Annotated in this window: 26 protein-coding genes; 19 read left to right on the forward strand and 7 right to left on the reverse strand. The window is 48.4% G+C overall.

Going from position 1 to position 26769, the window contains the following annotated elements:
- Positions 1–4 precede the first annotated feature (4 nt).
- The 7 genes from LCF57_RS21190 (at position 5) to LCF57_RS21220 (ending at position 7705) form a co-directional block, all read left to right on the forward strand.
- Entirely contained in the window at positions 5–649 is a 645-nt protein-coding gene (locus LCF57_RS21190; RefSeq protein WP_226002462.1) for a bifunctional 2-keto-4-hydroxyglutarate aldolase/2-keto-3-deoxy-6-phosphogluconate aldolase, read from the forward strand.
- 50 nt (positions 650–699) lie between these two features.
- Positions 700–1476: a 2-dehydro-3-deoxy-D-gluconate 5-dehydrogenase KduD gene (kduD, locus tag LCF57_RS21195; protein WP_226002463.1), complete on the forward strand. Its 777-nt coding sequence runs from the start codon at positions 700–702 to the stop codon at positions 1474–1476.
- Between the two features lie 248 nt (positions 1477–1724).
- The gene (locus LCF57_RS21200; protein ID WP_226002464.1) at positions 1725–2963 is read left to right on the forward strand and encodes a CynX/NimT family MFS transporter; all 1239 of its coding nucleotides are present in this window, start codon (positions 1725–1727) and stop codon (positions 2961–2963) included.
- Positions 2944–4095 (forward strand): winged helix-turn-helix domain-containing protein, encoded by a 1152-nt coding sequence (locus LCF57_RS21205; protein ID WP_226002465.1) that lies wholly within the window; start codon positions 2944–2946, stop codon positions 4093–4095. Before LCF57_RS21200 ends, LCF57_RS21205 begins: the two co-directional genes overlap by 20 nt.
- Positions 4096–4187: 92 nt before the next feature.
- Positions 4188–5561 (forward strand): MFS transporter, encoded by a 1374-nt coding sequence (locus LCF57_RS21210; protein WP_226002466.1) that lies wholly within the window; start codon positions 4188–4190, stop codon positions 5559–5561.
- A 51-nt stretch (positions 5562–5612) separates the two neighbouring features.
- Positions 5613–6200 carry a GNAT family N-acetyltransferase gene (locus tag LCF57_RS21215; RefSeq protein ID WP_226002467.1) on the forward strand — a complete coding sequence of 196 codons (588 nt, stop codon included), beginning with the start codon at positions 5613–5615 and terminating at the stop codon, positions 6198–6200.
- 314 nt (positions 6201–6514) lie between these two features.
- Positions 6515–7705 carry a cation:proton antiporter gene (locus LCF57_RS21220; protein ID WP_226002468.1) on the forward strand — a complete coding sequence of 397 codons (1191 nt, stop codon included), beginning with the start codon at positions 6515–6517 and terminating at the stop codon, positions 7703–7705.
- 144 nt (positions 7706–7849) lie between these two features.
- Here the strand turns inward: LCF57_RS21220 and LCF57_RS21225 are convergent, their stop codons facing one another.
- Positions 7850–8485 (reverse strand): NAD(P)-dependent oxidoreductase, encoded by a 636-nt coding sequence (locus LCF57_RS21225; protein ID WP_226002469.1) that lies wholly within the window; start codon positions 8483–8485, stop codon positions 7850–7852.
- 210 nt (positions 8486–8695) lie between these two features.
- Here LCF57_RS21225 and LCF57_RS21230 point away from each other — a divergent pair, with 210 nt between their 5' ends.
- The 3 genes from LCF57_RS21230 to LCF57_RS21240 all read left to right on the forward strand — a co-directional run bounded on the left by LCF57_RS21230 (position 8696) and on the right by LCF57_RS21240 (position 12433).
- Positions 8696–9649 (forward strand): alpha/beta hydrolase, encoded by a 954-nt coding sequence (locus LCF57_RS21230; protein ID WP_226002470.1) that lies wholly within the window; start codon positions 8696–8698, stop codon positions 9647–9649.
- Between the two features lie 213 nt (positions 9650–9862).
- Positions 9863–10420, forward strand: a complete 558-nt coding sequence (locus tag LCF57_RS21235; protein ID WP_226002471.1) for a glycerol-3-phosphate responsive antiterminator — start codon at positions 9863–9865, stop codon at positions 10418–10420.
- Between the two features lie 309 nt (positions 10421–10729).
- On the forward strand, positions 10730–12433 hold the full coding sequence (locus LCF57_RS21240; RefSeq protein ID WP_318840742.1) for a glycerol-3-phosphate dehydrogenase/oxidase: 1704 nt from the start codon (positions 10730–10732) through the stop codon (positions 12431–12433).
- Between the two features lie 178 nt (positions 12434–12611).
- Here LCF57_RS21240 and LCF57_RS21245 read toward each other — a convergent pair whose 3' ends face one another.
- Positions 12612–13289: a CidB/LrgB family autolysis modulator gene (locus tag LCF57_RS21245; RefSeq protein ID WP_226002473.1), complete on the reverse strand. Its 678-nt coding sequence runs from the start codon at positions 13287–13289 to the stop codon at positions 12612–12614.
- Positions 13286–13657, reverse strand: coding sequence for a CidA/LrgA family protein (locus tag LCF57_RS21250; RefSeq protein WP_025721445.1), 372 nt, complete (start codon positions 13655–13657; stop codon positions 13286–13288). The genes LCF57_RS21245 and LCF57_RS21250 overlap by 4 nt, the downstream gene beginning before the upstream one ends.
- A 132-nt stretch (positions 13658–13789) precedes the next feature.
- On the opposite strand from LCF57_RS21250, the gene cidR reads away from it, so the two are divergent.
- On the forward strand, positions 13790–14689 hold the full coding sequence (gene cidR / locus LCF57_RS21255; protein WP_413232219.1) for a cidABC operon transcriptional activator CidR: 900 nt from the start codon (positions 13790–13792) through the stop codon (positions 14687–14689).
- A 105-nt stretch (positions 14690–14794) separates the two neighbouring features.
- Here cidR and LCF57_RS21260 read toward each other — a convergent pair whose 3' ends face one another.
- Together LCF57_RS21260 and LCF57_RS21265 are read right to left on the reverse strand one after the other, a co-directional pair.
- Complete coding sequence (locus LCF57_RS21260) at positions 14795–14977, reverse strand: aspartyl-phosphate phosphatase Spo0E family protein (protein WP_025721441.1); 183 nt, start codon at positions 14975–14977, stop codon at positions 14795–14797.
- A 134-nt stretch (positions 14978–15111) separates the two neighbouring features.
- Positions 15112–16188, reverse strand: coding sequence for a diguanylate cyclase (locus tag LCF57_RS21265; RefSeq protein WP_226002474.1), 1077 nt, complete (start codon positions 16186–16188; stop codon positions 15112–15114).
- A gap of 165 nt (positions 16189–16353) precedes the next feature.
- On the opposite strand from LCF57_RS21265, the gene LCF57_RS21270 reads away from it, so the two are divergent.
- Genes LCF57_RS21270 through LCF57_RS21280 form a run of 3 tightly spaced genes read left to right on the forward strand, consistent with a single transcriptional unit; the run spans position 16354 to position 19881 of the window.
- Positions 16354–18735 carry an ATP-dependent DNA helicase gene (locus LCF57_RS21270; protein WP_226002475.1) on the forward strand — a complete coding sequence of 794 codons (2382 nt, stop codon included), beginning with the start codon at positions 16354–16356 and terminating at the stop codon, positions 18733–18735.
- The gene (locus LCF57_RS21275; RefSeq protein WP_226002476.1) at positions 18725–19234 is read left to right on the forward strand and encodes a MarR family winged helix-turn-helix transcriptional regulator; all 510 of its coding nucleotides are present in this window, start codon (positions 18725–18727) and stop codon (positions 19232–19234) included. Before LCF57_RS21270 ends, LCF57_RS21275 begins: the two co-directional genes overlap by 11 nt.
- 38 nt (positions 19235–19272) lie before the next feature.
- Positions 19273–19881 (forward strand): pentapeptide repeat-containing protein, encoded by a 609-nt coding sequence (locus LCF57_RS21280; RefSeq protein WP_226002477.1) that lies wholly within the window; start codon positions 19273–19275, stop codon positions 19879–19881.
- Between the two features lie 66 nt (positions 19882–19947).
- On the opposite strand, the gene LCF57_RS21285 is transcribed toward LCF57_RS21280, so the two are convergent.
- Together LCF57_RS21285 and LCF57_RS21290 are read right to left on the reverse strand one after the other, a co-directional pair.
- Positions 19948–20556 (reverse strand): hypothetical protein, encoded by a 609-nt coding sequence (locus tag LCF57_RS21285; protein ID WP_226002478.1) that lies wholly within the window; start codon positions 20554–20556, stop codon positions 19948–19950.
- 210 nt (positions 20557–20766) lie between these two features.
- Positions 20767–20943, reverse strand: coding sequence for an aspartyl-phosphate phosphatase Spo0E family protein (locus LCF57_RS21290; protein ID WP_226002606.1), 177 nt, complete (start codon positions 20941–20943; stop codon positions 20767–20769).
- Positions 20944–21147: 204 nt separating this feature from the next.
- Here LCF57_RS21290 and LCF57_RS21295 point away from each other — a divergent pair, with 204 nt between their 5' ends.
- From LCF57_RS21295 to LCF57_RS21315, 5 genes are all read left to right on the forward strand, one after another.
- Positions 21148–22104 (forward strand): nucleoside hydrolase, encoded by a 957-nt coding sequence (locus LCF57_RS21295; protein ID WP_226002479.1) that lies wholly within the window; start codon positions 21148–21150, stop codon positions 22102–22104.
- A 709-nt stretch (positions 22105–22813) separates the two neighbouring features.
- The gene (locus LCF57_RS21300; protein ID WP_226002480.1) at positions 22814–23164 is read left to right on the forward strand and encodes a hypothetical protein; all 351 of its coding nucleotides are present in this window, start codon (positions 22814–22816) and stop codon (positions 23162–23164) included.
- Complete coding sequence (locus tag LCF57_RS21305; RefSeq protein WP_226002481.1) at positions 23148–23666, forward strand: hypothetical protein; 519 nt, start codon at positions 23148–23150, stop codon at positions 23664–23666. The genes LCF57_RS21300 and LCF57_RS21305 overlap by 17 nt, the downstream gene beginning before the upstream one ends.
- Positions 23663–24040, forward strand: a complete 378-nt coding sequence (locus tag LCF57_RS21310) for a DUF4280 domain-containing protein (protein ID WP_226002482.1) — start codon at positions 23663–23665, stop codon at positions 24038–24040. Before LCF57_RS21305 ends, LCF57_RS21310 begins: the two co-directional genes overlap by 4 nt.
- Positions 24041–24096: 56 nt before the next feature.
- Entirely contained in the window at positions 24097–26769 is a 2673-nt protein-coding gene (locus LCF57_RS21315; protein ID WP_226002483.1) for a phage baseplate assembly protein V, read from the forward strand.

Genomic DNA, 26769 nt, shown 5'->3' on the forward strand with positions numbered 1-26769 from the left:
GAACATGACAAAAAAGAAAGTTTTGGAGCATATCACTTCGGTTGGTGTTGTCGCAGTTATTCGGGGAAACGCAGCGGAGGAAGCGTACCAAATGTCCAAAGCCTGCATTGAAGGCGGCCTGGACAATATTGAGCTTACGTTTACTACGCCGGATGCAGACCAGGTTATTCGTAGATTGAGAGACGAATTTAAGGATCAGGCTGTTATTGGTGCGGGGACAGTACTGGAGTCCCTGACGGCGAGAATTGCTATTTTGGCTGGAGCGGAGTTTGTAGTGAGTCCTTCTTTTGAAGAAGAAACAGCGAAGCTGTGCAATTTGTATGCGATCCCTTATATGCCCGGCTGCATGACGCTGAACGAAATCAAGGAAGCCATGAAATTAGGCAGTGATGTTGTAAAGCTGTTCCCGGGCAGTGCGATGGGAGCTGATTTTGTGAAGGCAGTTAGAGGTCCAATGCCTCATGTGCAGATTATGCCAACCGGTGGTGTGGATCTGGATAATATGGAGACCTGGCTGCGCAACGGATGTGTGGCAGTAGGGATTGGTGGCAATCTGACGGCTCCGGCCAAGGAAGGCCGCTATGATCTGATTACAGAAAACGCGGCGCGTTATGTAGCTAAATATAAGGAAGTTCGTGCAGCACTGTAGGATTCATTACAGGTATATATTTTAAACTAAAGTATGATGGAGGCGTGGACATGGGTCTGGACAATTTTTCATTAGACTTTTTTAATCTGAAAGGCAAAACAGCAATTGTAACAGGAGGCAACACGGGTTTGGGTCAAGGGTATTCAGTGGCTTTAGCCAAAGCGGGCGCTGACCTGTTCATTGTAGCTAACAATGATGAGTATGAAGAAACCAGACGTCTGCTGGAGCCTACAGGTGTGAAGGTTGCTTTTTATCAAGCTGACCTGACGGAAAAAGCATCTATTAAGAAGATTGTAGAAGAATGCGTCAAGGAATTTGGTAAAATTGATATCCTTGTAAACAATGCGGGTACGATCCGTCGCGCTCCTTTGCTGGAGTACAAAGATGAGGATTGGGATGCTGTAATGGAAATCAACCTGAATGCTGTATATCATCTGAGCCAGGAAGTAGCGAAGGTGATGGTAGAGCAAAAAAGCGGGAAGATTATCAATGTCGCCTCTATGCTTGCTTTTCAGGGCGGCAAGTTCGTTCCGCCGTATACAGCGAGCAAGCACGCAGTGGCTGGCTTGACCAAGGCATTTGCCAACGAGCTGGCGGTTCATAACGTTCAGATTAATGCGATTGCCCCTGGTTATATTGCTACTGCGAACACAGCCCCAATCCGTGCGGAGGAGAGCCGCAATCAGGAAATTTTGTCGCGTATTCCTGCAGGCCGCTGGGGCGATCCTTCCGATCTGATGGGGGTTGTTGTTTTCCTCGCCAGTCAAGGTTCCGATTACATGAATGGTCATATCCTTGCGGTGGATGGCGGCTGGTTGGTACGTTAGGCACGGCATAATACATCTGAGTCATGAGCTGAAGGCTGCCTCCAAAGGAACAAATCCTTGCAGGCAGCCTTTGCTTATTCGGTTGGAGCTGTACGCTGAACTGGAAGATTCGGACTGCTATGCCGATCCGTCCTATGCATATGGCATCAATGCCTTTATAATTTAATAAGAGAAAAATTGCTCAGGCTCCAGCCGTACACTCGGTTGGAGCCTTTGAGCATAACACAGTAGGATTGGAGAATAGAGAGATGAATTCACAGCAACACCAACGAGCTTTAGTATACAAATCTTTGTGGTATGCCGGTCCTTGGATGCTTGCCTTAGGAGTGGTTCTGGTAGGTGCTAATTTGCGCGGTTCGATTACTTCTGTAGGGCCTCTGATCGGCTTGATTAAGGATTCTTTGCATATCTCGAATACACTGAGCGGCTTAGTAACGACATTACCGCTGCTTGCTTTTGCATTATTGTCGCCTTTTGTAGCTCATCTGGCGCGTCGCTTCGGGTCACCCCGTGTTATTTTTACAGCTTTGCTGCTGTTAACCGCGGGTATCGTGGTGCGTTCCACGTTGGGAGTGACTGCATTATTTGCCGGAACAGCCATGCTGGGATTGGCTATTGCAGTGTGCAATGTTTTGCTGCCCAGTCTGATTAAAGAAGAGTTTCCCCGTAACAGTGGACTCATGACCGGCGTATATTCAGTATCCATGAATGTGGTCGCTGCAACAGCCTCCGGTCTGAGTATACCGCTCGCTTTGAACGCAGGTATGGGCTGGCGTGGTGCTTTGGGAATATGGGCGATGATGGGTGTCATCGGTATTTTACTCTGGATTCCCCAGCTTCTCAAAACGCGCAAAACAGTTAATAAGGCGGCAATATCCGCCCGAACCGTCAATGTGTATAAATCGTCTTTAGCCTGGAAGGTGACGCTGTTTATGGGGCTGCAATCTGCCCTGTTTTATGTCCCTGCCGCCTGGTTTCCCGAGATGATGAGTGGACAGGGAATGGATTCCGAGACTGCAGGATGGATGCTGTCCGTGTTGCAGTTTGCGCAAATGCCATTTACCTTTATTGTGCCGATTTGGGCAGCACGCTTGAAGGATCAGCGGGTATTGGTTCTCATTATGGCTGTGCTGTATTTTATCGGTCTGGGCGGATTTTTGCTGGGGGCCACACAGTGGAGTGTGATTTGGGTCATTTGTATCGGTATAGCGGGTGGTTTTGCTTTTCCGTTAGTGATGATGTTCTTTAATTTGCGAACGAGGACACCGCAGCAGGCGGCAGAGCTGTCTGGCATGGCTCAATCCTTTGGTTATTTGCTGGCGGCGACGGGGCCAACGCTGTTCGGTTATTTGCATGATGCGACCCAAGGCTGGACGATTCCGCTGCTGCTGCTCTTGTGCCTGAGTGTTGTGCTTATGTTTACAGGGCTGGGCGCAGCGAGGAAACGATATGTCGGAGGCGAGGTGGATGATCAGACTGCAATTTGATGCGGAGGGCTACAGTGTAATCTGTGGTACAGAGCAGGTCATACTGCTGGCAAAAGAGTTTGCGCTGCTGCGTTTTCTCTATGATAACCGGAACCAGGTATTCACCCGCGAACAGCTGTTGGATCGTGTATGGCCGCTGGAGTATCCGGTGGAGCGTACAGTGGATGATCATATCTATAGATTGCGCAAAAAACTCAAGTCATGGAATGTGTTCCGTATTCATACGGTTAGAGGGTATGGCTACAGCTTGACCCTGACTGACGTGCAGCGACCCAATCATCCGTCCTTGTACGATCAGGAGGTGCAGGACGCCGTGCATGGACTATTCCGGAAATATCAGCTGCTGGGGCAGGGCAATTCCATCGTAGCGCTGGCTGCCCAGCAGGAGCAGATGGGTTTTGAACTGTCTCCTTTTTATCAGATGTATACTCGGTTTGTGCAGGCCGATATATTGTGGTTTTTGGAACAGGAGGATTTTGCTCCCAGAGATCGAATATACTGGATGTTACTGCTATATACAGGTACAGCAGGGGTAACGGATCAGAAGCTTGCTCTATGTGAGCAGGTGCTTTCCAGTGGATTACTATCCAAAGAGCAGGAGAGGGAATTGCGTATTCTCAACATCCTTGAGGCTTATGTGGAGAATGGACAACCTGAACGCGCGCAGGAGGGTCTTCCGCTGGCTTTTGCAGTGATGGAGCGGGATGACCTCGATAAATTTGTGATGCCTGTTGCACTGATGGAGATGTACATGCATCTGGTTGCCAATCACATGGAAAAGGCTGCCGAACTGTCTGATCGTCTGGAAGGCATGCTGTCGAAGGCTCCGTATTTGCGCGAACTGGGCCGTTATCGCCTGATGCGTGGACTTATGCTGTTGCGCACTGGAGATGTGGAAAACGCCGAGCGGCTCATGGATGAAGGGCTGGACACCCTGGATATGGCTAAACAGGAGTTGCTAAAAATCAAAGCGGTCTGTCAAATCCGTGGCTTCTTGAAGCTTTGTGGCACCTACCCCATGCTGGAAGAAAAATATGCGGCTCGTTACGAACGACTTGATCAGGACAACGGTTTAACACTATATCGTCCTGCACTGAGGCGATGGCTGGAGCAGACACTTTCTGCAGTCTGATATTTTTTGCTGTCTGATTTTCTTCTGATATAGGCCCGTTAGGATGTTCTTATTGCTAAAGAGGCAGAAAATTGAGAGCAGGGTGAGTAGAAATGAAGGAGAAGAAAGAATTGCAATCCACGCCCAGCATTTGGCGCAATAGCCGTTTTACGCGAATGTTTGCGGCACACACAGCTGCCTCCTTTGGCGATTGGTTTGATGCTATCGCCATTCAGGTGCTTGTTGCTTATCGTTGGGAAGCTGATCCCATGCTGATTGCGCTGATTCCGGTAGTGATGGCGCTACCGGGTCTGCTGCTGGGCTCCATCGCAGGTACGTTAGCTGACCGAGTACACAAGGCCCGGCTGATGATCGGCTGCGATGCAGCTATCGCCTTATTGACGCTGGCGATTCTCGCCGTCCCAGGTCCGGCGTGGCTATTGCCTTTGCTGGGTTTGCGCGCGGCGGCTGGTGTATTCCAAATGCCGTCACAGCAAGGCTTGACCCGCACAGTAGTTGCCAGCGGTGACCTGTTTCGGGCGACCTCGCTGAACGGGCTGGTCAATCAGGCCTCCAAAGTGGCAGGGCCATTGCTGGGCGCCATGACCTTGACTGTGCTGTCCCCTCAGGCATGCATTATTCTAAATGCATTGCTGCGTCTCTGCTCGGGCCTGCTGCTGTGGCCGCTGCGCGGAATCGGCCCGGCGCTGGCCAGCACCGATCAGCAAGCAGCGGTTGCTGACGAGCAGCAAGAAAAGCTAGAAAAGCTGGCATTGCATGCAGCGCCTGAGGCTGGTGATGCCAGGATGCGAGAGGAGCCTGTCCGCGCATCCGGCTTTCTCAGCCAATGGCGTGAGGGTTGGGCGTTCCTCTGGCGCACTCGAATGCTTTTGCATACGCTCATATTCGGGCTTTTCGGCTTGATCGCCATTCTCATGATTGACTACCAGTTTCCCACGCTGCTGCGAGTGCTCGCTCCGGGTAACGAATCACTGCTCGGCTGGCTGGTTTCAGCCATAGGGGCTGGCGCCGTCGGCTGCATGCTGGTGCTTAATCGCTTGAATCGCATAAGCGCAGGCTGGGGACTCGGTGGAGGCTATGTGCTGGTTGGCGGAGCTATTGCCGCTTTGGGCTGGTCGCAACCGGGGACTGGTTTGCCCGTCCTGCTTATGATTGGGGCCACGCTAGGCGTGGGCAATGGCCTGTACATCATCACCCAGAATTACATATTACAAGCCAAAACCCCGGCTGATATGGTGGGGCGTGTCTTCGGTATCCAAAGCACCGTGATTGGAGCGATCATGATCGTTTCGCCGCTTGCCGGTGGGTTATTGATTCGAATGGCAGGGGCAGGGACAGCTTTTGTCTGGATCGGGCTGACCGTTGGAGTCTTGGGATTGGCCGGACTACTGCTTCAATCCGTCATTTGGCGAGAACCCCTCGCTGATTCCAGCCTTGCTCCAGAACAGAATGTCGACCTTGCCTAGTAGGCTTGTTTCAAGTTCTGAAATTCCTAATTTACCATAGGGGGAATAGTAATGAGTCAACAAACTTCAACTACAGCGCCTGTGGCGCGATTGCTTGAAGGATCACGCGTTTACTTGCGTCCCATTCAGGTGGAAGACACTGAGCTATACTATAATACGTTGTTCCATCCCGATGTGCGGAGACTGACAGGCACACAGCGCAGTTTTACCAAGGATCAAATTGCACGTTATATCGAGGCTAAGGGGCAGGATACCTCAAGCCTGCTGCTTTTGATTGCGCTTCACGAAGATGATTGTGTCATTGGGGATATAGCCCTGCAGGATATGGACAGCTTGAACCGCAGTGCCAATATCCGTATTGCTATCAATGAACAAGGAAATCAGGGTAAAGGCTACGGCACTGAAGCGCTTGTACTCATGCTGGGTTACGGATTCGGAATCTGCAACCTGCATCGGATTGAGCTGAATGTATTTGATTATAATGAACGGGCTATTCGCTGCTATGAAAAAGTAGGCTTTCAGCGTGAAGGTGTGCAAAGGGATGCTTTATTCTACAATCATGAATACCATGATTCGATCCTGATGAGTATGCTGAATCATGAATACCGCGACAGATATGTAAAAAAAGCAGAAAATTGATTCAACTCGTTTACACGGGTTTATAGAAGAGATATAATAAATTATATAGATGTTCATTTGCGCGAACTTGACCGACAACATCAAATGATAATGAATTACCGGAGGAGCCTGTCACCAAGGCTCCTTTTTGTATTTTTTTGGGGAACCTGCGCTGTACTACAGGTTGCCCTTTTTATTTTGTCAGGATTATTATGTTCCAGGTCAGACACATATTTTGCACGTTTATTTTGCATTTTATGACTATAGGGGTGTGTTGAAATTCAAGATGATGCGCAAATGAGCCCGAAAACTTAAATAAAGGAGGTTATCAGCCTATGCAATTTATACTATATCTTCTGCTGATTCTGCTGTTCACAAAAGTCGCAGGTCATCTGTCAGTCCGACTCGGCCAACCCGCAGTGTTAGGGAAGCTGATCGCGGGGATCGTGCTGGGTCCAGCCGTATTAGGATGGGTTCAGAGTGATACGCTGATTCATGATATGTCTGAGATCGGCGTGCTGCTGCTGATGTTCATTGCCGGACTGGAGACTGACCTGGATCAGCTTCGACGTAACTGGAAACCTGCGGTAGCGGTGGCGGTCGGAGGTATTATTTTACCGCTGGTTTGCGGTTTTGGTGTAGGGGAAGCCTTTGGATTCACGGTACATGAAGGGTGGTTTCTCGGGGTTATCCTGAGTGCCACTTCTGTAAGTATTACGGTGCAGGTGCTTAAGGATATGAACAAGCTAAATACCCGGGAAGGCTCGACCATTTTGGGTGCGGCTGTGCTGGATGATGTGCTTGTTGTGGTGTTGCTTGCAGTGCTGATGAGTGTGTTCGGTATGGGCGGGCAAGAGATGTCGCTCGGGCTTCTCGTCGGCAAAAAATTAATCTTCTTCGTCGGAGCTATTCTGGGAGGATGGTTGGTTGTTCCGTGGATTATGAAAATACTTGCTCCACTAAAAGTGACTGAAGCAGTCATCACGGCTGCACTGATTATCTGCTTTGGATTTGCGTATTTTGCTGATGTGTTGGGGATGGCAGGGATTATCGGAGCCTTCGCAGCCGGAATTTCCATCGCACAAACAGGCTATAAGCACGTCGTCGAGGAAAAGATGGAGCCCATCGCTTATTCCATTTTTGTTCCTGTGTTTTTTGTCAGTATTGGTTTAAATGTTTCCTTTGAGGGAGTTGGACAGCAGCTTGGATTTGTTGTTGCCTTGACACTGATTGCACTGGTGACAAAGCTGATCGGGGGAGGCATTGGTGCACGGCTGACGGGCTTTGATAACCGTTCTTCGCTTGCAATCGGCTCCGGGATGATATCGCGTGGTGAAGTCGCGCTTATTATCGCAGCTACCGGTCTGCAGACGGGTCTGTTGGCACAGCAATATTTTACATCGGTGATTATTGCCGTTATTTTGACGACCTTGGCTGCGCCTCCGATTCTCAAGCTATGTTTTAGCGATAAAAAGGAATCTTCCCTTCACGAACCGAAGAAGAAGGTTGGTGTCAACAAGTCATAACGAAAGACCCTTCGGGTTCATATTCTCATAGTACGTATGGATAGATAGTCCGATTTAGAGTAAAATCAGACTTTTTCATATCAGCATGAGAAAGTGAGCGGAGGGTCTTTTTTATGTTTAAATGTGCTGCCAAGATGCGGAGAATTAGGACTCGGATACCACTGTAAAACGTTGATTCAGATGTTGTGGCTTTTCAATTTCGTCGACCACAGCTACTGCATAATCTTCATAGCTGACATAGCTTGCACCTTTGGAATTAACCAACAGTGTGTCTTTTCCTACTTGATAAGAGCCTGTGCGTTTGCCCAGAGCAAATTCAGCAGAAGGGCTGATGAAAGTCCAATTCAGGTCACTGGTGCCACGCAGAATTTCCAGGTTTTTTCCCTGATTATGTGCTGTTGGATATACGAAATCCGGGAAATTAGGAGTATCTTTTACCAAAAGGGTGTGGGATTCGTCAGTAAACAAGCTGCCTGCACCACCTACCACAATCAGCCGTGTACCGGACACATTACGCAGCGCTTCAATCAGTACGTTACCTGCGTCTACATGCAGATGCTCTTGTCCAAATGGGGCGCCAAAAGCGTTAACAACTACGTCAAAACCTTTCAGATCATCTGTTTTCAGATCAAAAACGTCTTTTTGTACCACAGTGGCACGATTGTCTGCTACTTTAGCCGGGTCGCGAACGATTGCGGTTGCTTCGTGTCCTCTGTCCGATGCTTCTTTTATAATATTTCTTCCTGCTTTACCGCTTGCACCAATAACTGCAATTTTCATAATAGAAAGCCTCCTATAAATATAATTTGGTTGTATCATTCATTTAATCGTAAATGCATCCTGTTCATTCACGAACTTTAATATGTAACTATTATAGTTACAAAATGAAATGAAAGTCAAGCGCCTCCACCAAGCCAGCTAAAATCCTTCGATTGGAAAGAGCGGAACTCGTTTAAGTATATAAAGACAAGACAGGAAGGGAGACTCGATATGAGTAAAAAAATACAGCTTGAGCCTGCAGCACAAAAATTTGCAGACGATAATGCCAAACCTCCGTTTCTGTATGATTTGGGTCCAGAAAAAGGACGTGAAACGGTCAATGAGGTTCAATCCGGTCCAGCGGACAAGCCTACCGCCGATATGGAGGACCTGTCGATTCCCGGTGGCCCAAGCGGTGAGGTACAGATCAGAATGGTTCGCCCGCAACAGGTGACAGGCGATCTGCCGGTCATTGTATATGTCCACGGAGCAGGCTGGGTATTCGGGAATGCTCATACGCATGATCGTCTGATCCGTGAATTGGCAGTGGGTACACAGGCAGCTGTTGTATTCCCGGAATACAGCTTGTCACCTGAAGCCAAATACCCGACGGCGATTGAGGAAATCTACGCAGTCGTTCAATGGGTGGCACAGCATGGACGCGAGCATGGGCTGAAACCCGATACGTTGACGATAGCTGGAGACAGTGTCGGCGGTAACATGACCGCAGCCGTAACCCTGCTGGCGAAGGAGCGCAGCGGCCCTTCCATCCGGCAGCAGCTGTTATTTTACCCGGTGACGGACGCTTCTTTTGATACAGAATCGTATCAGGCGTTCGCCACAGGATATTTCCTGAGCCGCGAGGGAATGCAATGGTTCTGGGATCAATATACGACTGATCCCAACGAACGAGCGCAGATCACGGCATCCCCGCTGCGCGCAACCACAGACCAGCTCAAGGGGCTGCCACGTGCGCTGGTCATTACAGGCGAGGCTGACGTGTTGCGTGATGAAGGCGAGGCGTATGCGAGCAAGCTCCGTGAAGCGGGGGTAGATGTGACCGCTGTACGCTTTCAGGGCATCATTCATGACTTCGTGATGCTGAACCCGTTGGCGGAAACCGCGGCAAAGCGCGGTGCGATCACGCTCGCTACCTCGTGGCTGCGTGAAGGCTTTGAGGGCTAGCACAATATAAGGCTTTTTATGGCGCTGAAGTATGATGTGATCTATTTCTGTTAAGGACTAAGGCTGTTTTCCCGAATGTATTTATGGTCGGGAGGACAGCTTTTTATATATGCCTAAAAATGAAACCGCTTCACGTTTGTTGAATAGAGTGATAATATAAAATTTGAAAGATTTGACCGACATTTTAGCCTAGGGATCTAAGGGGGATCATCCATGCCATTTCAGGGACAACGCATTTTGCCTGCTGCTAAGCAAATGAAGCAACTGGAGGGCATTTTGGACAGCTCCTACGAGTATGCTGTTTTTCTGGACACACATGTAGCGCAGCTTCGCAGCCTGTATCAGCTAGCCAGGAGTCGGAACAAGCAGATGCTTTTACATGCTGATCTGGTGCAAGGCTTGAAGAATGATGAATATGCTACAGAATATTTGTGTCAGGAGATTAAGCCGTTTGGAATCATCTCTACCCGGTCTGGAGTGATTGCAACTGCTAAAAAGAAGGGAATCCTTGCGGTTCAGCGGGTGTTCCTGCTTGATACAATTGCGCTGGAAAAAAGCTACGCGCTGGTGGAAAAGACACGACCCGATTACATTGAAGTGCTGCCCGGCATTGTTCCGCCAATGATTAAAGAGGTCAGTGAACGTACGGGTATTCCCATATTGGCGGGTGGACTGATTCGTACCCCGGAGGATGTGGAAGCGGCTCTTGCCGCCGGAGCTACAGCAGTAACGACATCGAATAAACAGCTATTCGAGCATTATAAGCAATAATTGTATTAAATGAGTATCATGACATCATAACAGGAGATTCCAATTGCCGAGTGAGGACGTGCGAAGCTTTATAGCGGCTGGAAAAAAGTTGTTCATGCCGCAATGGCGTTCAAGTAGCAGGCAGATTTCCCTTTTCATCGTGTACAGTGTGTGCTACGATATGGATAAGTTAATACTCGTCAGGAGATTTGGAGAGACCATGAACCGCTCGGCATGCGCCGCAGCGATGTTCGTGGTCTTTTTTTGTATCTTTGATGATTGGGTTGGCCGATCGCATCGTGAATATATACAAAGCTGGAGGGATAGATGATGGGAGAACAGGGATTTGCTGCGCAGGAGAGAACGGCTGTTTTGGAGCGTATGGCACGTGAGCATTTTGATATATTAATTATTGGCGGCGGCATTACAGGAGCCGGAATTGCACTGGATGCTGCGGATCGCGGCTTGAAGACGGCTCTGGTGGAAATGCAGGATTTCGCAGCAGGCACGTCCAGTCGCTCTACCAAGCTGGTGCATGGCGGTCTTCGATATTTGAAGCAGTTTGAAGTTAAGATGGTAGCCGAGGTCGGGAAGGAGCGGGCAATCGTATTCGAAAATGGTCCACATGTGACCATACCGGAGCGTATGCTGCTTCCTTTTCACAAGGGGGGCACGTTTAATGCGTTCACCACCTCGATTGGCTTGTTGGTATATGATTTTCTTGCCGGGGTCAAACGCAGTGAGCGCCGCCGAATGCTGGACATCCAGGCTACGCTGGAGCGGGAGCCTTTGCTGAAGCGTGAAGGATTGAAGGGAAGCGGCAGCTACGTAGAGTATCGTACAGATGATGCTCGCCTAACGATTGAGGTTATGAAGGAGGCTGTTGCGCGAGGGGCGCTGGCGGTGAACTATGCCCAGGCCGACAGGCTGCTGTATGATGAAGGTCGAATTAGCGGTGCAAGTGTAACGGACCGGGTAACGGGAAAGCCTTACGAAATTCGGGCTTCGCTGGTCATTAACGCGGCCGGACCGTGGGTGGATACATTGCGGGAGATGGATCGCTCCAAAGAGGGCAAGATGCTTCGCCTGACTAAAGGCGTCCATCTGGTATTCGATGCCAAGCGCTTTCCGCTCAAACAGGCTGTGTACTTCGACACACCAGATGGACGCATGGTATTTGCGATCCCGCGTGATGGTAAAACCTATGCGGGTACGACCGATACGGTATACGAAGGGGATACAGCTCATCCCCGAATGACCGCTGAAGATCGGACGTATGTGCTTCAAGCGATCAACGGGATGTTTCCGGATATGAAGCTGAGTGCTAAGGATGTGGAATCCAGTTGGGCAGGGGTACGACCGCTTATTTACGAAGACGGTAAAAGCCCTTCCGAAATTTCGCGCAAGGACGAAATTTGGGAATCCCGTTCTGGGCTGATCACGATTGCGGGCGGCAAGCTGACAGGCTACCGGAAAATGTCCGAGCTCGTCGTGGATCGTGCAGTACGCGAGCTGGGGCGCTTGCATGGGCATAGCTTCCGGGCATGCCGTACCAGACACATCCCGATTTCGGGCGGCAGCGTAGGCGGCTCGGCGGGATGGGATGCCTTCGTGAGCAAGCAAGCCGTAGCAGGTGCGGCGCTCGGCCTATCCCCGCAAACAGCTAGAGCATGGGCCACACGATACGGCTCCAATACGGAGCGGCTGTTTGCTATTGCGGCACGCAGCATGAAGGAGCCCACCGAGACGGAAGCGGCGTTGCCTGTGGAAGTGCGTGTCCCGCTCCTGTATGCGATGGAAGAGGAAATGACGGTGACACCGTCCGATTTCTTCATACGTCGAACGGGGGCGCTGTTCTTCCAGATTGACGAGGTGAAGCACTGGAAGCAGCTCGCTATTGCATTGATGTCTGAACATGCAGGCTGGAGCGCCGCTCAAGAGCGCCAGTATGCGGATGAACTGGATGCCTATCTGTATGAAGCGGTGACACCTGTGGAGTCAGAGAAGCAATCTGGCGTCGTTAAGGCAATTTGATGGTAATGAAGGATATGCGTTGGCACTTCAGGCGGTGAAAATCCGGGCACAAAGGCGACCGCTTCCGCTTTTTCAATCGTTCCGTTCTCTCCGCTGCTGAAGCAGCCGCATTGATAGAAAGCAAAAAGCAGAGATTCTCCAATAACAAGGGAATCTCTGCTTTTTTGTATAAAATAGCTTACAGCATCAAGTGAAACAGGAATGGCGCAGCCGCCAACGTAAAGAGAGCGGCGAGCACCATAGAGATGCTGGAAATGGTACCTGTCAGCGAGCTGAACTCGAATGCTTTGGAGGTGCCGGTACCATGAGCACCGGTACCGAGCAGTACCCCGCGTGAGACTTCATTTTCAATACGGAACAGCTTCACGATCATCGGACCAATAATAAGACCGCTCAATCCTGTCAAAATAACGAATACAGCAGTCACGGTTGGATTACCGCCAATTGTTTGCGATACATTCATGGCAATGGGTGTCGTAATGGACCGGGGAATCAGGCTGCTGAGCAGCGACGAATTCAGATGCATCCATTTGGCAAGAGCCATAGAGGATAATACGGCTACAACGGAGCCGGACAGTACACTTAATACGATTTGGGACGCATGCTTCTTCAACACAGGGAAGTTGCGGTACAAAGGAACGGCAAATGCAATCGTAGCTGGCTGTAGCAGCGTGGACAGCAAGTGGGCGCCCGAATTATAGGAACCGTAGTTCACGCCCGTCAGTGTCAAAATCAAAATGATAACAACGGGTGTAATTAGCAATGGAGACATATACACCTTGGGCAGGGTGCGGTACATGCGTTTGGCCAACCAGTAAATAGCGAGTGTCAATACAATACATAGAAGACCGGTCATGATGATTTGTGCTCCTTTCGTTTACCAAGCAGACTGGCGACCATACCCGTGCAGGCCATCACCAGGAAGGTGCCGAGCAGTACCACCAGCATAATACTCATACCATCGTGTTCCAGCATCGGCCAATAATTCATAACACCGACAGCGGAGGGAATAAAGAATAATAGCAGTTCGGCCAGCAGCCAGTTCGCGCCAACCTCAATCCAGCTTAGTCGGACCAAGCCGGTTTGCAGCAGAATAAAGAGGATCACCATACCGACAATGCTACCGGGTACAGGCAGGTGGAGCCAGGAAACTGCAGCGTTCAGGATGAGTGAAAAGGCCATCAGAACGGCAACCTGGAGGACACCGCGTATGAAGCTTTTCATATATGTTAACTCCTATCTTTGAATTTCGTTATTTTTCAAACTGTAATGAAATTTTACATCACAAGCTTTCATGAGTAAAATGCATATAAAGAATGAAACGTATTCCGTTTGTCTATGGAAGAAGGTGCTGGTTTGGATATCCGACATTTACAATATTTTTTGGAAGTCGCACGGCTACACAGCTTTACAAAGGCAGCCCAGAGCATGTTCATTACACAGCCGACGATCAGCAAGACGATTAAAAGCCTGGAGGATGAACTGGGGGTTACCTTGTTCGATCGAACTGGTAAAAGAATCGAGCTGACGGATGCTGGAAAGGTGATTGAGCTTCAGGCCCAAGCGATTGTGAAGTCCTTTCAAAGCTTGTCCTCGGAGCTGAGTGATTTGATGAACCTGAAAAAAGGGCATATCCGCATCGGCCTGCCACCGATGGTTGGATCGAGCTTTTTTCCGCGTGTCATTGGGGAGTTTCACAAGGCCTATCCCGATGTAACCATTCAATTGTTCGAGGATGGGGCGAAGAAAGTGGAGCGGGACGTAGGAGCTGGGGCATTGGATATCGGAGTGATTGTGCTGCCTGCAAGTGGAGATATGTTTGAGACCTTCCTGTTTGTGGAGGAAAAGCTGAATCTGCTCGTTCACCCTACGCATGCATTGGCTGAGCGCAAGGAGGTACCGCTTTCCGCACTGGCGGAGGAAGCGTTTGTACTGTTCCGTGAGGATTTTACGCTGCATGACCGTATCATTGCCGAGTGTGTCCGTGCCGGCTTTCAGCCGCGTGTAGTCTACGAAAGCTCACAATGGGACCTCATTAGCGAAATGGTTGCTGCGAACCTGGGAGTAGCGCTCTTACCGGAGGCCATTTGCCGGGATCTGGATTCCGAGCGCTTGCGCGTTCTTCCGTTGGTGGACCCCGTCATCCCCTGGCATTTAGGAATGATCTGGCAGAAGGATCGTTATCTATCCTTTGCAGCCAGAGAATGGATATCGTTCACACAGAAGCTCCTGCGGACAGAGTATGGCAGCAAGTAGTCCAAGTGTTCCATGAGAAGATGATTTCGATGTGGGTGCGATGCGTGCCGGGAGGCGGATTGTACATAAAAAAGCTGCCCATAAGGGCAGCGATGTAGCTTGCTTCTATGAATGTGCCTGATTGTTTTGGTTTACCGCACGCTTGGTGTGAAGGTACTTGTCCATAATTCGGTCAAGCCGGGAGGATTTGTCCAATACGCGTTCATCCCTTAATCCGTGTAAGTTAGCCATACGATTCAGTTCACGGCGTTCTTTTTCCATGAGTTTTTCCAATTGTTCGAGGTTCAAAAAGCCCACCCCCCATGTCGATTGTAAGGCATGTCTCCACTAGCGGCAGAAGGTTTTTTAATAATGATTATATTTCCATTTTACCACTTTTTATTAACAATAATCCAGCTCTCCTGACATTTAGCGACTAATAATTATGATTTTGCCAATTCTACCCGATTACGCCCTGACCGTTTAGCCTCATACAGAGCGTCATCCACTTTCTCCAATAATTTATCCGCTGCAATGGTAGGAAAACTGCCTGCTCCGATAGATACCGTCAGAGGAACAATGGTTCCGTCATTTAGTTGAAAGGGGCCCTTTTCCACGGCTTTTCGTATCCTTTCGGCAAAGCTTGCGGCCGTCTGGCTGTCGCAATTTCCAATCAGAATGGCAAATTCCTCCCCGCCTTTACGGGAGGGGTATGCCCTCCTTGTAGACTCCCGGTTTAACAAAATTCCCAACTGGCTTAAGACGGTGTCTCCGTTCAAATGACCATACGTATCATTGATTTTTTTAAAGTGGTCAATATCCAGCATCACGAGTCCAAAGGGTTGTTTTGTAGCCCTGGAAATATGAAAGACCTCTTCAAACAACGCATCGAAAGCACGCGGACTGTATAATCCGGTTAAATGATCTCGGTTTGCAGCCTCTTCCAGCAGGTGAATGGCCCGTTCTGTTTTTTTGATATGGTGCATCATAAAATAGGTGAACAAGCCGCCAAGCATCTTAATGGCTGTGAATATGATAATAATTTCAGCACTGGGAGGACTAGCCACATAGAGAGTAGCTAACAGCGACACAACAGCTGATACAAGCACAGCTGACATCCATTTGCCGAGCGTTAGGCTTTTTTCTCGAATAAAGATAAGTGAAATGGCCAGGGTCATGAAGCAATTGACAGTAGCAGCAAGAGAAACATCTGTCCAACCACCGGTGATGTAAATACGGTACAGGCTTATGATCAGCGTGGTCAGCAGACCAGATACCGGTCCTCCCATATAAACAGATATGATAATAGCCAATTGACGCAGGTCGACCACAAAATTCCCGCGGATCCATAAGCCGGTCATCATTAACAGAATGCCAAACAGGCCCAGCATTAAACCGTTCATTACCCGATAAAGGAGTGCATGTTTTTCCAGGTAACGTTCATATTTTCGGGAAAGTAAATTTCCAAAGAATAAGAAGCTCGTTAATAATGCAAAATTGTTAATTAATTCTTTTACCATATCCCTGTCCTTTATGCTGTAATGTGGGTAGTATCATTGAAAAGTAAAGTAAAAAGCCTCGTTTCTATATTTCGGTAAAAAGCAGGCATGAATGAATACCAATTGATACAAACGATTCTTATGTCCCTTACGTTTCATTTATCTACATGTTACAGTGAAAGAACTATGACCAGAACGGGTGATCGTATGAAGGAACCAATTCACATATCGGTGCGTCCGCTTGTGGAATATGTGCATCGGAGTGGCAGCATTCACAGTGGTTTTCGCTCGAACAGCAGTATGCTGGAAGGAACTCGCGTGCATCAGGTGATCCAGAAAGGCTATAAGGAGCATGATCGCAAAGAGGTATATTTGCGCACGGAAATTCCTTACCAGGACGCATTGTTTATGATCGAAGGCCGCTGTGACGGCTTGATTGAGCTTGATGGTGTATGGACGGTTGATGAGATCAAATCGATATCTCATCCCCTTGAAGATATTCAGGGGGATGGTCAACTCGTACATTGGGCGCAAGCGTTCTTATACGCTTATATGATTGCTCGTGAAGAGCAGCATCATTCCATGCAGGTTCAGCTTACTTATGTACAGGCACATGGTGAAGACATTCGCCGATTTAGACGGGAGCTATCCTTTGCAGAGCTGGAGTCTTTTGCACAGGAGATGATTGCCGGCTATGCACCGTATGCATTCCTGCTGAGAGCGCATGCGGAGCAGCGGGATGCCAGTATTGCCACGTTGGACTTTCCATTTGACACGTATCGTTCAGGCCAGCGAACTCTCGCGGGTTCGGTGTACAAAACGATTGCTGAAGGAGTCAGCCTGTTTGCCAAAGCCCCTACGGGTATTGGTAAAACGATATCCACCTTATTTCCTGCAATCAAGGCCATCGGCGAAGGGCTGGTAAGCCGAGTATATTATGTGACAGCCCGTACCACGACCCGCGCAGCCGCAGAAGAAGCGTATGCCAAAATGCAGACGCAAGGGCTGCATATGCATGTGGTGACTTTGACGGCAAAGGACAAAATTTGCTTCAAGGATGAAAATGATTGTGATGCCGGAGCATGCAGCATGTGCGAAGGCTATTATGACCGAATCAACGGTGCGGTGTCCGATATTTTGGCGAATGAGACATTAATGACTCGGACGGTGATTGAGCATTATGCGCGCAAGCATAGGGTATGCCCCTTTGAATTTTCACTGGATGTGGCGTATGCCTCGGATGGTATAATCAGTGATTATAACTATGTTTTTGATCCGCGTATTTCTCTGAAGAGATTGCTTGAGGAACACAAGCGAAAAGGTGTTGTATTGGTGGACGAGGCGCATAATCTGGTGGAACGCGGCCGGGATATGTTTTCGGCGGATATGCTGAAATCGCCTTTTTTGGAGCTGAAAAGGGAGTTTAAACTGCTCAGCCCGGAGATTGCCGCCGCTGCGAGCGCAGTGAACGCGCATATGATTACGCTGCGCAAACGGTACGCAGATACAGGAAAAGCAGTAGAGACATCCTCGCCGCAAGAGATGCTGGAGCTATTGACGCCCTTTGTGGAAGCAGCCGAGCGTGAACTGGTGGCGGGGGGCGGTGTGAGCGATGCCCATCGTGCAAGCAGTACGGGAGCGGCTTATGCATTGCTTCTGGAAACGTACTTTGCCGCTCAAAATATGCTGCGAATTGCCGCTTTGTACGATGAACGCTACGTTACCTATATTGAAGCGGGACGCAGTGAAGTGCGGGTCAAGCTATTCTGCCTCGATCCTTCGCACTTGCTCGGACAGGCTATCAAGGGCTATCGCTCAGCTATTTACTTCTCGGCAACGTTGGCGCCGCTTGCTTATTACCGAGACATGCTGGGAGCGAAGGAGGAGGACTATACGTTGCAGGTTCCTTCTCCCTTCTATCAGGAGCAATGGGATGTACGTCTGTTGCCGCTCTCCATCCGGTATCGGGATCGTGAGCGCTCGAAGGGAGCGATTGTAGACATGCTGGCTGGCCTGGCAGAGGAGCGTAAGGGGAACATCCTCGTGTTTTTCCCGTCCTATCCGTATCTGCGTGAGGTATACGAGGAGTTTATGAGTCGGGACGTGCTCGCAGATACGCTGGTGCAAAGTCCAGGTATGACCGAGCCGGAGCGCGATCGCTTTCTGGAGGCATTCCAGCCTGGACAGGAGCGCACCTTGCTCGGCTTTGCTGTGCTGGGTGGTGTATTTGCCGAAGGGATCGATTTACCGGGGGATCGCTTGAATGGGGTTGTGGTTGTCGGCGTTGGATTGCCACAAATTGGAGCGGAACGGGATGTGCTGCGGGAATACTTTTCGGAGCAAGGACGGAATGGCTTTAACTATGCGTATGTATATCCTGGAATGAATAAGGTTCTGCAGGCAGGGGGCAGACTTATCCGCACAGAACAGGACGAAGGCCTGCTGGTTCTGGTAGATGATCGATTTGCCAAGGAGCCGTATGCTTCTTTGCTGCCAGAGGAATGGAGGAGCTATCGTTGGGTGGAACTAGCGGGATTAGGGAAGGAATGGACAGACTATGAATTTTAATTTTCATAATGACTCCATACGTGGGGTGCTGCGCCGCTTTGGTCAAGAGGAGGCCGAAGTAGACCATATGGAGACTTTCGTGACTTTTGCGCGCTTGGCTAACAGTATTTTCAGAGAAATGGATACGGATCTTGCCAGGCTGGGGGCCTCACAGGGCCGAGTCATCGTCCTTAGCCTGTTACATTTTCATGCACCACATCGAATGACACCATCGGAGCTGGCTGAAAAGGCTGATGTCACACGGGGAACCATGACAGGTTTGATTGATGGGCTGGAGCGGGATAATATGATCGAACGTGTGGCTCACGAAAGTGACGGACGGATGGTGGCCATCGGGTTAAAGGAGGCCGGACGAGAGCTGCTGAGGACGGTAGGTCCGTATTACACGAAGTTGATCGGATCATGTATGTCTGAGTTTACGGCACAGGATCATGAGACCATGAAGACCTTGCTTGGGAAAATGAAAAGCGGTTTTGAGCGATCTTTGCCAGAATGCTGAATTCCTGGTTTTAGGGGACAAGGAATAGGGGAGATAATATGTTCTTTTATACAGATGAGGTCTATGAAAACCGTGATTTTGGCTCGATGGATGCCAGAGAAGGCGAGTGGACGAATTGTAATTTTACCCGATGCCGTTTTCGGGGGGTGGAGATGAATGAGTCGCTCATGGAAGGCTGTACTTTTGTGGACTGTGATTTTACCGGTGCCGTTCTGAATGCTTCTCATTACAAGGAGTCTGCTTTTACGAATTGTCTATTCACCAGTACCAATCTGTTTGTAGCCCGGTTTGATCATTGCAAGCTGGTCGGCTCAGATTTTGCGGGGGCCAATATGGACGGGATCACGATTACAGGTGGAGACTGGTCATATACGAACTTGCGTCATGCAGATTTGAGGAGGCAGGATTTGCGAAAAATACGGTTCAAGGAAGCAGATTTGTCTGAATGTAATCTGGAAAAGGCGGATTTACGCGAAGCAGATCTTACCCAGGCAAGACTGCATAAGGCGCATCTTCAGGGAACGGACCTGCGTGGTGCAAAGATGGATGGTGTGAATTTTAAAGATTTAAACATCACCGGAGCCAAACTGGATATCCAGCAGGCTGTAGCGGTGGCTCGCTCCTATGGAGCAAAGGTGGAAGGTTAAAAATACAGGGACATCACAGAAGCCGAATCCCTCTGTAATGTCCTGTGCTGGTAGAATGGGTATATACTAGGATTTGGGATTTTTATCTCTATTAGCGGGGGGCAGCAGTGGTATCGCTGCTTCCGGGTCCCGGTTTGGCAACTGCGCTATTCCTACAGGTTCTAAAGGCTGCTCTGGAACCGTCCAGTTGCGTGCAGTGTCTGCAGCAGTCTGCTGCTCCAGCAGACGCTTGGCTACTTCGTAGCATTCATCGACATGTCGATTGCCGATGGCGCGCATTGCAGTAAAGCCAAGCGCTGCGGCCAATCCTTGTCCCAGTAGAGGCACAAACTTGCTAACCTGCTTCGTAGCGATACGAATGCCCATCTTTTGCAAAATCCGCACGATGGCCTCTCGGGTAATGATTCGTCCGATCAGCTTGCTGCCAACGGAGGTGATAAAACCATATATCATGGATTTTGTTTCTGCATCCAGACCCTCTAACTGCTTGTCGGATAATCCGAATTTTTCGTTGATAGCAGGCAGCAACTGCATCAAAATGCCAACATCAGCAAGAACGTCAGCCCCTGGAATCGGAACCAGCACCGCTCCTCCCGAAGCTGCGGCCCTTTTCGTCACCATGGATTTGCACTCCTTACGGACCTGCTCCAGCTCTTCTATTGTTCGGGCTCTCATCATGCATCTCTCCTTTGTACGTTTCCGAATGAGACCTATGATTCTATCATTTATTACACGCATAACTACCTTTCTTAAGCACGGAGCAAGCAAAAAAATTCCCTTATCCAGTAATAGAACCGTAGAAGTGGTCTGTCGCTAGATAAGGAAACGGGCGCTTTATATATGAATAGACCCTAAGAGGGATTCTGTGACGGAGAGAAAGAGGCATTAGTTGCCCTTTTTTTTCTGTTGAGCAAGGACTACATAATGATCCAGACGTTGACTTAACTCTACAATGGAAGGGTCGGTAAGGGTGGCATATTGTGCCTTTGAAATAAGCTCTCTGCGCAATTCTTCAATAATGGCATGTAAACCATCTCCGACTGCATTCAGCTTGGATACCATAGGCTGCACCTTCTTCCCTGCTGATTATTAGATTATAAAAGTAATTGCATAAAATTTGAATTATACATGATTGGTAAATATATGTATTTTTAACCATTCTAAATCACTATAGTACATTTACTCCTGTGCAGCGATCAGGCATAATGAAGAATGATGCCGACAAGAACAAGCCTGTTTTACGGGGATAAAGGAAGGAAGAGACAGATGAGTCAGACAAACGTTTATTTTAATCATGATGGTGGAGTAGATGATCTGGTATCCCTGTTTATGCTGCTTCAGATGGAGCAGGTTCATTTGACTGGAGTATCCGTTATTCCAGCGGATGGCTACCTGGAGCCTGCAACGGACGCCAGCCGTAAAATTATTGATCGTTTTGGACAAAATAAAGGGCCTGTGGAAGTTGCAAAATCCAATTCACGCGGTAAAAATCCATTTCCTGCCGCTTGGCGTATACATTCCTTCTATGTGGATGCATTACCGGTGCTGAATGAATCGGGGCGCATGGAAGCGCCGCTTTCGTCCCTGCCGGCTCATCAGCATCTGATCGAAAAGGTACGTGGGGCCGAAGGTAAAACGCTGTTGCTGTTTACCGGACCGCTGACCGATCTGGCACGCGCGCTGGATGAGGCACCGGACATTGAAGCCAAGATTGATAAGCTGGTATGGATGGGCGGCACCTTTGAAAAAGGGAATGTAGAGGAGCCGGAGCATGACGGTACAGCAGAGTGGAATGTGTTCTGGGACCCGGAAGCGGCTTACCGTGTCTGGCAAAGCGGCATTACGATTGATCTGGTGGCGCTGGAAAGCACAAGCAAAGTGCCATTAACGCCAGCCGTGCGCAATCGTTGGGCTGCCGAGCGCCGCTATGAGGGCGTGGATTTCCTGGGCAACTGCTACGCAGGCTGTCCGCCGCTCGTTTATAGTGAAACGAATTCAACATACTTTCTGTGGGATGTTCTGACCACTGCATCTGTCGGACGCCCGGACATTGTCAAGAAAAAGACGGTGCATTGCAGCGTCATCGCTGAAGGTCCAAGCCAAGGCAGAACGGTGGAGCAAGCAGAAGGTCGTCCTGTGAACCTGGTATATGATACAGACCCGGAAGCCTTTTTTACGTATATGACGGATTTGGCCAAGCTGGCTGCTCCCAAACGCTACTAAGCCTGGCTGTGTCTATGCATGCTGCTTGAAGCGACGATGCGGTTTTATTCGCCAGTCACCGTACATAAAAACCCGTGACGTTATCCGTCACGGGTTTTTATTGCCATTGTAGGTCACATATCATCGCAAGCCAACCTCTATTCAGGCGGACTCCTCATGTTTCTTCAGTACAGGCTGTTGTTTATTATACATGATTATTTTATTATAAACTGAGCTTTCTGCTTCGATTTACCTACTCGCTTGCGCAAACCTCCATCTCATAGGTCTAGTAAGGAGCCTTTTTTGAGAGATATGGGACATATAAATACACATTTGCGAAAATGATTAATGATTTTCGTAAATTTTCACATTTTCATTTAAAATCTCATCATATGAAAAAAGTGTAATAAAATAGGAGGATAGTGCCAGTAATATCCTATAAATATTCTATATAATAGGTTCAGAGGTGGGATTATGAATAGACTGGAAGCCCTAGAACACTTTCATAAGACCTACGCAGAAGAGGTGCTGAATCAGAAAATACACGACGTAGCGTCTTTGTATGAACAGAGAAAAGAAGAACTTATCTTATCTTTTATTCAATCCTTTCAATTGATTTGTCAGCAAGCTAAGCATATAGAGGTGTCCAAAGCCAGAATCGGATACATTACCTACTCCATGCGGCGGACCTATCTGATGGAGCGAAACTATAGCTATATCATCGGAGCCTATGATAGAAGCTGGTTCTTTGATCCTGGGCCATGCCAAAGGAATCTATGATGCAGGATGGGCCTTCAGCTTTTGGGGAGAACTGGAGGACGAATTAAGCCAGCTTCGAAAACCCTATATGAATAAGGTTATTCAGCCTGATGTAGAGCGCTTTGCACGTCAGGCAGTGGAGGAATTTCATCAATATATTTTGCAGCTAGCCAGGGATGCTATTGGACAGGCTGTACAAACACCGGAATTTAAGGTGCTAAGGTGCGAGGATGATTTGGAAGTACGAATAGGGGAGTATAAAGGAATTAGTAAGGTGGTGTACTCAGCAGCCAATGGAATATTACATGATTCAGCAAGATGACCGTATCACAGAGTATATGCATCCCGTAGAGATGAATCGCAGGCAGCTACTGGAGTGGGCAGCCAGTGCAGAGGATTCCATTTTACAATTTTATGTCTCAGGTGAGGCAGACTATATTGATTTTATGGAGCATCCGGTATCTATTGTTTCTGAACAGCTAAAGGAAATTTTTGATAGATATCAAGCGGGATTCAGCTGGAAGCTGGTTGTTTTTGCCGATATGCAGCGAATGCAGCAGACGAGGTATTGGCTGGCTCATCCGCCTAGCCTTATGTGTTTATCACAGCTTAGTGAATATCACAGGGACGGCACACTGAGGAAAATCATTTTAGATGAATATGCAGTGCAGAATTACAAGATTTTCAGAGTTCAGGATGCACATCATCATATCATCGTAGATCTCGATGTGGCTGAATGTATTTTGAAGTTTAATCTGACAGGCTTGAAATTACAAAAGATCGAAACAGCAGGCCCATCTATGCAAAGGAGAGTCCAAGAATGAGTGAGAGCTATGTAGTGGATGGAGCACAGATCCAGTGCAGCTATGGAAGTCATACGGGAAGGTTTAGTGTTTCAGCTAACAGGGGGATTAGTATTGGCGATAAACTGCAGGGGAATATTCAGGATTTTCACCCGCAGACTCATATCCCATCCTTCGGCATGTGCCGCAGTATGCATAATCCTGCAGTGGTTTCTGCTAACAGAGGTAATTCCGGAAAAATCATTCCGCAGCCCTGCAAACCGAGTGTATCTATGCCTTGGTTGAATGGAAAAAGAGATGTATACGTAGATCAATCTCCGGCCCTTATGAGCTGCTCCACGAATTTATGCATGTGGTGCGGTAAAATTTCATTCACGACAGATGGGCAGGAATAGCTGAGGTTGCAGAAAGTGATATCAACATCATATGAAAGACTAATGGGGGGAGCAAGATGGGACTGGCTGGAACTGTACTGACTTATGGCAATATAAGGGTGAATGCTCCATATGAAATTGTCCGGCTGCTAGATGTTAAATTGACGCAGAAGGTGAATGAGCATGGCAAGGTATACATCACTGCTCTCATACCGGATGAGGATCATGCCAAGTATGACGGATTAGCTTATGCTGAGGATGTGCTGGAGGTATATGAGACGGATGAAGATCGAGGGACAGTTAGCATTTTTAAAGGAATAGTCACTAATATTAGAATTGGATTCAAAAATGGCGTATATCACATGTACATAGAGGCCGCCTCTTTTACATATTTGTTGGATCAACAACCGAAAAATCGTTCGTTTCAAAATCATAATTTGACGTACTATCAATTGTTCCGTGAGCTAATAGATGCCTACCCACACGGGGATTTTATTGACCTGACAGACAACGATCAAAAGATGGACGGCTTTACTATTCAGTATCGAGAGAGTGATTGGGAGTTTCTGAAAAGAATGGCCTCTCACCTGCAAACCGGATTGATTGCCGAGATCACCTCCGTGTTCCCGAGATTGTGGTTGGGCACCTCGAAGGAACAGGTGAAGGGGGAACTGCATAGTATTAATTTTTCCCTTCAGAAAACAAAGTCAGGTTCCAAGTATACATATGCTGAAGTGGAGGATACGAAACGTTTTGAGCTTGGAGATGTCGTTGTGTTTCAACGAAAGCATTGGGTTATTGAGGAGATTCAGGCAGAGATGAAGCAAGGTGTCATGACCTATGATTATGTTCTTGTTCCGGAAGTAGGTATTCCAAGAGAGGTTATACATAATCGGTTTATACAAGGAGTCTCGATTGAGGGAAAGGTCATTGATTTAGACAGTGAAGGAGAGGCCGTCAAGCTCCACTTGTCCGTGGATGCTTTGCAATCCAAGGCCGAAGGCTGCTGGTTTTCTTACCCGACGATGTATACCGGTGATGGAATCGGCTGGCATTGCATGCCTGAGCTTGGGGATCATGTTCATTTGTATTTTCCATCCAATAAAGAGCAGGAAGCTCATGTGGTTCAATCTTTTCGTAAGAGAGACTACAAAGGAGATGAAATCAGTAAGCCGGAAAGAAAGCTGTTTCATACCAAAGCTCAAAAAGTGGCGAGATTCGATGATAAAGAAGTAGCTTTCTCCATTCAAAAAGAAAAAATACTTGTACGCTTAAATTCTGCATCCGGTATTCACGTATATAGTCACCACGATCTTACCTTTCACGCCGATACAGACTTGGTGCTGCATGGCAAAAAGGTACAGATGACCGCTACTCGCGAGCTGTCTTTGACGTGCAAAACCAGCTACATTCGAACCGATGGAACGCTTCATCTCAAGGCTGGTAAGTTCATGAAAAATCAAGTGCCTGATGCAGAACTGAAAGCCTATAAATCCCTGGCTCAGGAATTGAAGGGAAAGGGATATCCGCAATGGGTGCAGGATTTGCTGCTTCAATATAAAAAGGACTACTACAAAGCTGTGGCAGCAGGAGACAAAAAGGCGGCCAAGGAAGCAGCGACCAAGGCCAAGCAGTTGCGTCAGCAGGTGGCAGAAATAGATCGTATGCCTGCCTGGGCCAGAGTACAAATGCATGAATACACGTCCCAGTGGTGGGAAGCACATGGCGCCAACGATAAAGCCAAGCAAAAGCAAATGCATCTTCTCGCGAATCAGCTACGTGACAATGTGATCATCAACGAGCTGATTCGTGGCCATTCGCCCAACTCCTATCTCGATGCCAATCGGTTAGAGGAGCTGTCCGGGCAATACGCGGATGTGGCTCATAAGCTGACCGTAGCTGATCAAAAGGCTATCGCCAAGGAAGCGGCTGCCCTGCGGAGCAAGTATGGCGTGAACAGCCTGCTTGCGAGAGAGAATTTGAACAAGCTTGCCAAGAAATATCCGGACAGCTTCTCATACAAGCTGCCGACTACAGGCGATTGGGATCAGGAGCTTAACGCCGCATTGCACGATTTTGCGAAGAAATATGGTCTGGAGAATAAGGGCTATGGTCGTGATGTGCTCGCAGTGTACCTGCATCAGGTAGCCAACGGCATTCTTCCATGGCCTAAGGTTAGCAAGGCTGCAACGCCAGTTGTTCCGACAACGAAAACGGAACCGGGCAAGAAGCCGCCGATTACTCCTGAAAAGCCGACGAAGGAGGAATCGAAGCCATTAAACCCTGATGATTATAAAGATGGGTTGGTAGCGGTGGAAAAGATTAAAAATTATATAAGTAGTAAGGGCATAATAGGCAATCAGGCTCGAGCCCTGTACAGAATAAACGATTACACGAATAACAGCATTACCACTATTAAGGAAGGAGTATATGATTTTGCTGGGGGACGTCATAAAGGGATATACCCAGCTTTGAGAGTTAGAAGTGGTGGACTGATACCGGCTACGTATAAAGGTGGGAAGTTAGATCATCCTGCAAAAGGGATAAACGTTCATATGGGCTATAATAACGATACTGCTGGTCGAGATACATCGGAAGGATGTATTACTATCTATAAGGGAGAGTATGTAAATTTTTTATTAGCAGTGGGGGTTATTAACAAAAGAGTTAGTATAGATGATATAAGCACTGCCGATGACATTAAAATAAAAGGACTAGTTATCATTGATCGGAAGGATAGATCAAAGTGA

Origin of the sequence: Paenibacillus sp. BJ-4 (assembly GCF_020404765.1) — a bacterium.
Classification (GTDB): domain Bacteria; phylum Bacillota; class Bacilli; order Paenibacillales; family Paenibacillaceae; genus Paenibacillus.

Excerpts from the sequence above, each read along its gene's own strand:
- LCF57_RS21220 (WP_226002468.1), top strand. The coding sequence starts at position 6,515 with ATGCAATTTATACTATATCTTCTGCTGATTCTGCTGTTCACAAAAGTC.
- LCF57_RS21290 (WP_226002606.1), bottom strand. The coding sequence starts at position 20,943 with ATGGTATCCAAGCTGAATGCAGTCGGAGATGGTTTACATGCCATTATT.
- LCF57_RS21275 (WP_226002476.1), top strand. The coding sequence starts at position 18,725 with ATGAATTTTAATTTTCATAATGACTCCATACGTGGGGTGCTGCGCCGC.
- LCF57_RS21300 (WP_226002480.1), top strand. The coding sequence starts at position 22,814 with ATGATAGAAGCTGGTTCTTTGATCCTGGGCCATGCCAAAGGAATCTAT.
- LCF57_RS21280 (WP_226002477.1), top strand. The coding sequence starts at position 19,273 with ATGTTCTTTTATACAGATGAGGTCTATGAAAACCGTGATTTTGGCTCG.
- LCF57_RS21310 (WP_226002482.1), top strand. The coding sequence starts at position 23,663 with ATGAGTGAGAGCTATGTAGTGGATGGAGCACAGATCCAGTGCAGCTAT.
- LCF57_RS21205 (WP_226002465.1), top strand. The coding sequence starts at position 2,944 with ATGATCAGACTGCAATTTGATGCGGAGGGCTACAGTGTAATCTGTGGT.
- LCF57_RS21295 (WP_226002479.1), top strand. The coding sequence starts at position 21,148 with ATGAGTCAGACAAACGTTTATTTTAATCATGATGGTGGAGTAGATGAT.
- LCF57_RS21225 (WP_226002469.1), bottom strand. The coding sequence starts at position 8,485 with ATGAAAATTGCAGTTATTGGTGCAAGCGGTAAAGCAGGAAGAAATATT.
- LCF57_RS21235 (WP_226002471.1), top strand. The coding sequence starts at position 9,863 with ATGCCATTTCAGGGACAACGCATTTTGCCTGCTGCTAAGCAAATGAAG.
- LCF57_RS21270 (WP_226002475.1), top strand. The coding sequence starts at position 16,354 with ATGACCAGAACGGGTGATCGTATGAAGGAACCAATTCACATATCGGTG.
- LCF57_RS21265 (WP_226002474.1), bottom strand. The coding sequence starts at position 16,188 with ATGGTAAAAGAATTAATTAACAATTTTGCATTATTAACGAGCTTCTTA.
- LCF57_RS21215 (WP_226002467.1), top strand. The coding sequence starts at position 5,613 with ATGAGTCAACAAACTTCAACTACAGCGCCTGTGGCGCGATTGCTTGAA.
- LCF57_RS21250 (WP_025721445.1), bottom strand. The coding sequence starts at position 13,657 with ATGAAAAGCTTCATACGCGGTGTCCTCCAGGTTGCCGTTCTGATGGCC.
- LCF57_RS21315 (WP_226002483.1), top strand. The coding sequence starts at position 24,097 with ATGGGACTGGCTGGAACTGTACTGACTTATGGCAATATAAGGGTGAAT.
- LCF57_RS21230 (WP_226002470.1), top strand. The coding sequence starts at position 8,696 with ATGAGTAAAAAAATACAGCTTGAGCCTGCAGCACAAAAATTTGCAGAC.
- kduD (WP_226002463.1), top strand. The coding sequence starts at position 700 with ATGGGTCTGGACAATTTTTCATTAGACTTTTTTAATCTGAAAGGCAAA.
- LCF57_RS21200 (WP_226002464.1), top strand. The coding sequence starts at position 1,725 with ATGAATTCACAGCAACACCAACGAGCTTTAGTATACAAATCTTTGTGG.
- LCF57_RS21285 (WP_226002478.1), bottom strand. The coding sequence starts at position 20,556 with ATGAGAGCCCGAACAATAGAAGAGCTGGAGCAGGTCCGTAAGGAGTGC.
- LCF57_RS21240 (WP_318840742.1), top strand. The coding sequence starts at position 10,730 with ATGGGAGAACAGGGATTTGCTGCGCAGGAGAGAACGGCTGTTTTGGAG.
- LCF57_RS21245 (WP_226002473.1), bottom strand. The coding sequence starts at position 13,289 with ATGACCGGTCTTCTATGTATTGTATTGACACTCGCTATTTACTGGTTG.
- LCF57_RS21305 (WP_226002481.1), top strand. The coding sequence starts at position 23,148 with ATGATTCAGCAAGATGACCGTATCACAGAGTATATGCATCCCGTAGAG.
- LCF57_RS21210 (WP_226002466.1), top strand. The coding sequence starts at position 4,188 with ATGAAGGAGAAGAAAGAATTGCAATCCACGCCCAGCATTTGGCGCAAT.
- LCF57_RS21190 (WP_226002462.1), top strand. The coding sequence starts at position 5 with ATGACAAAAAAGAAAGTTTTGGAGCATATCACTTCGGTTGGTGTTGTC.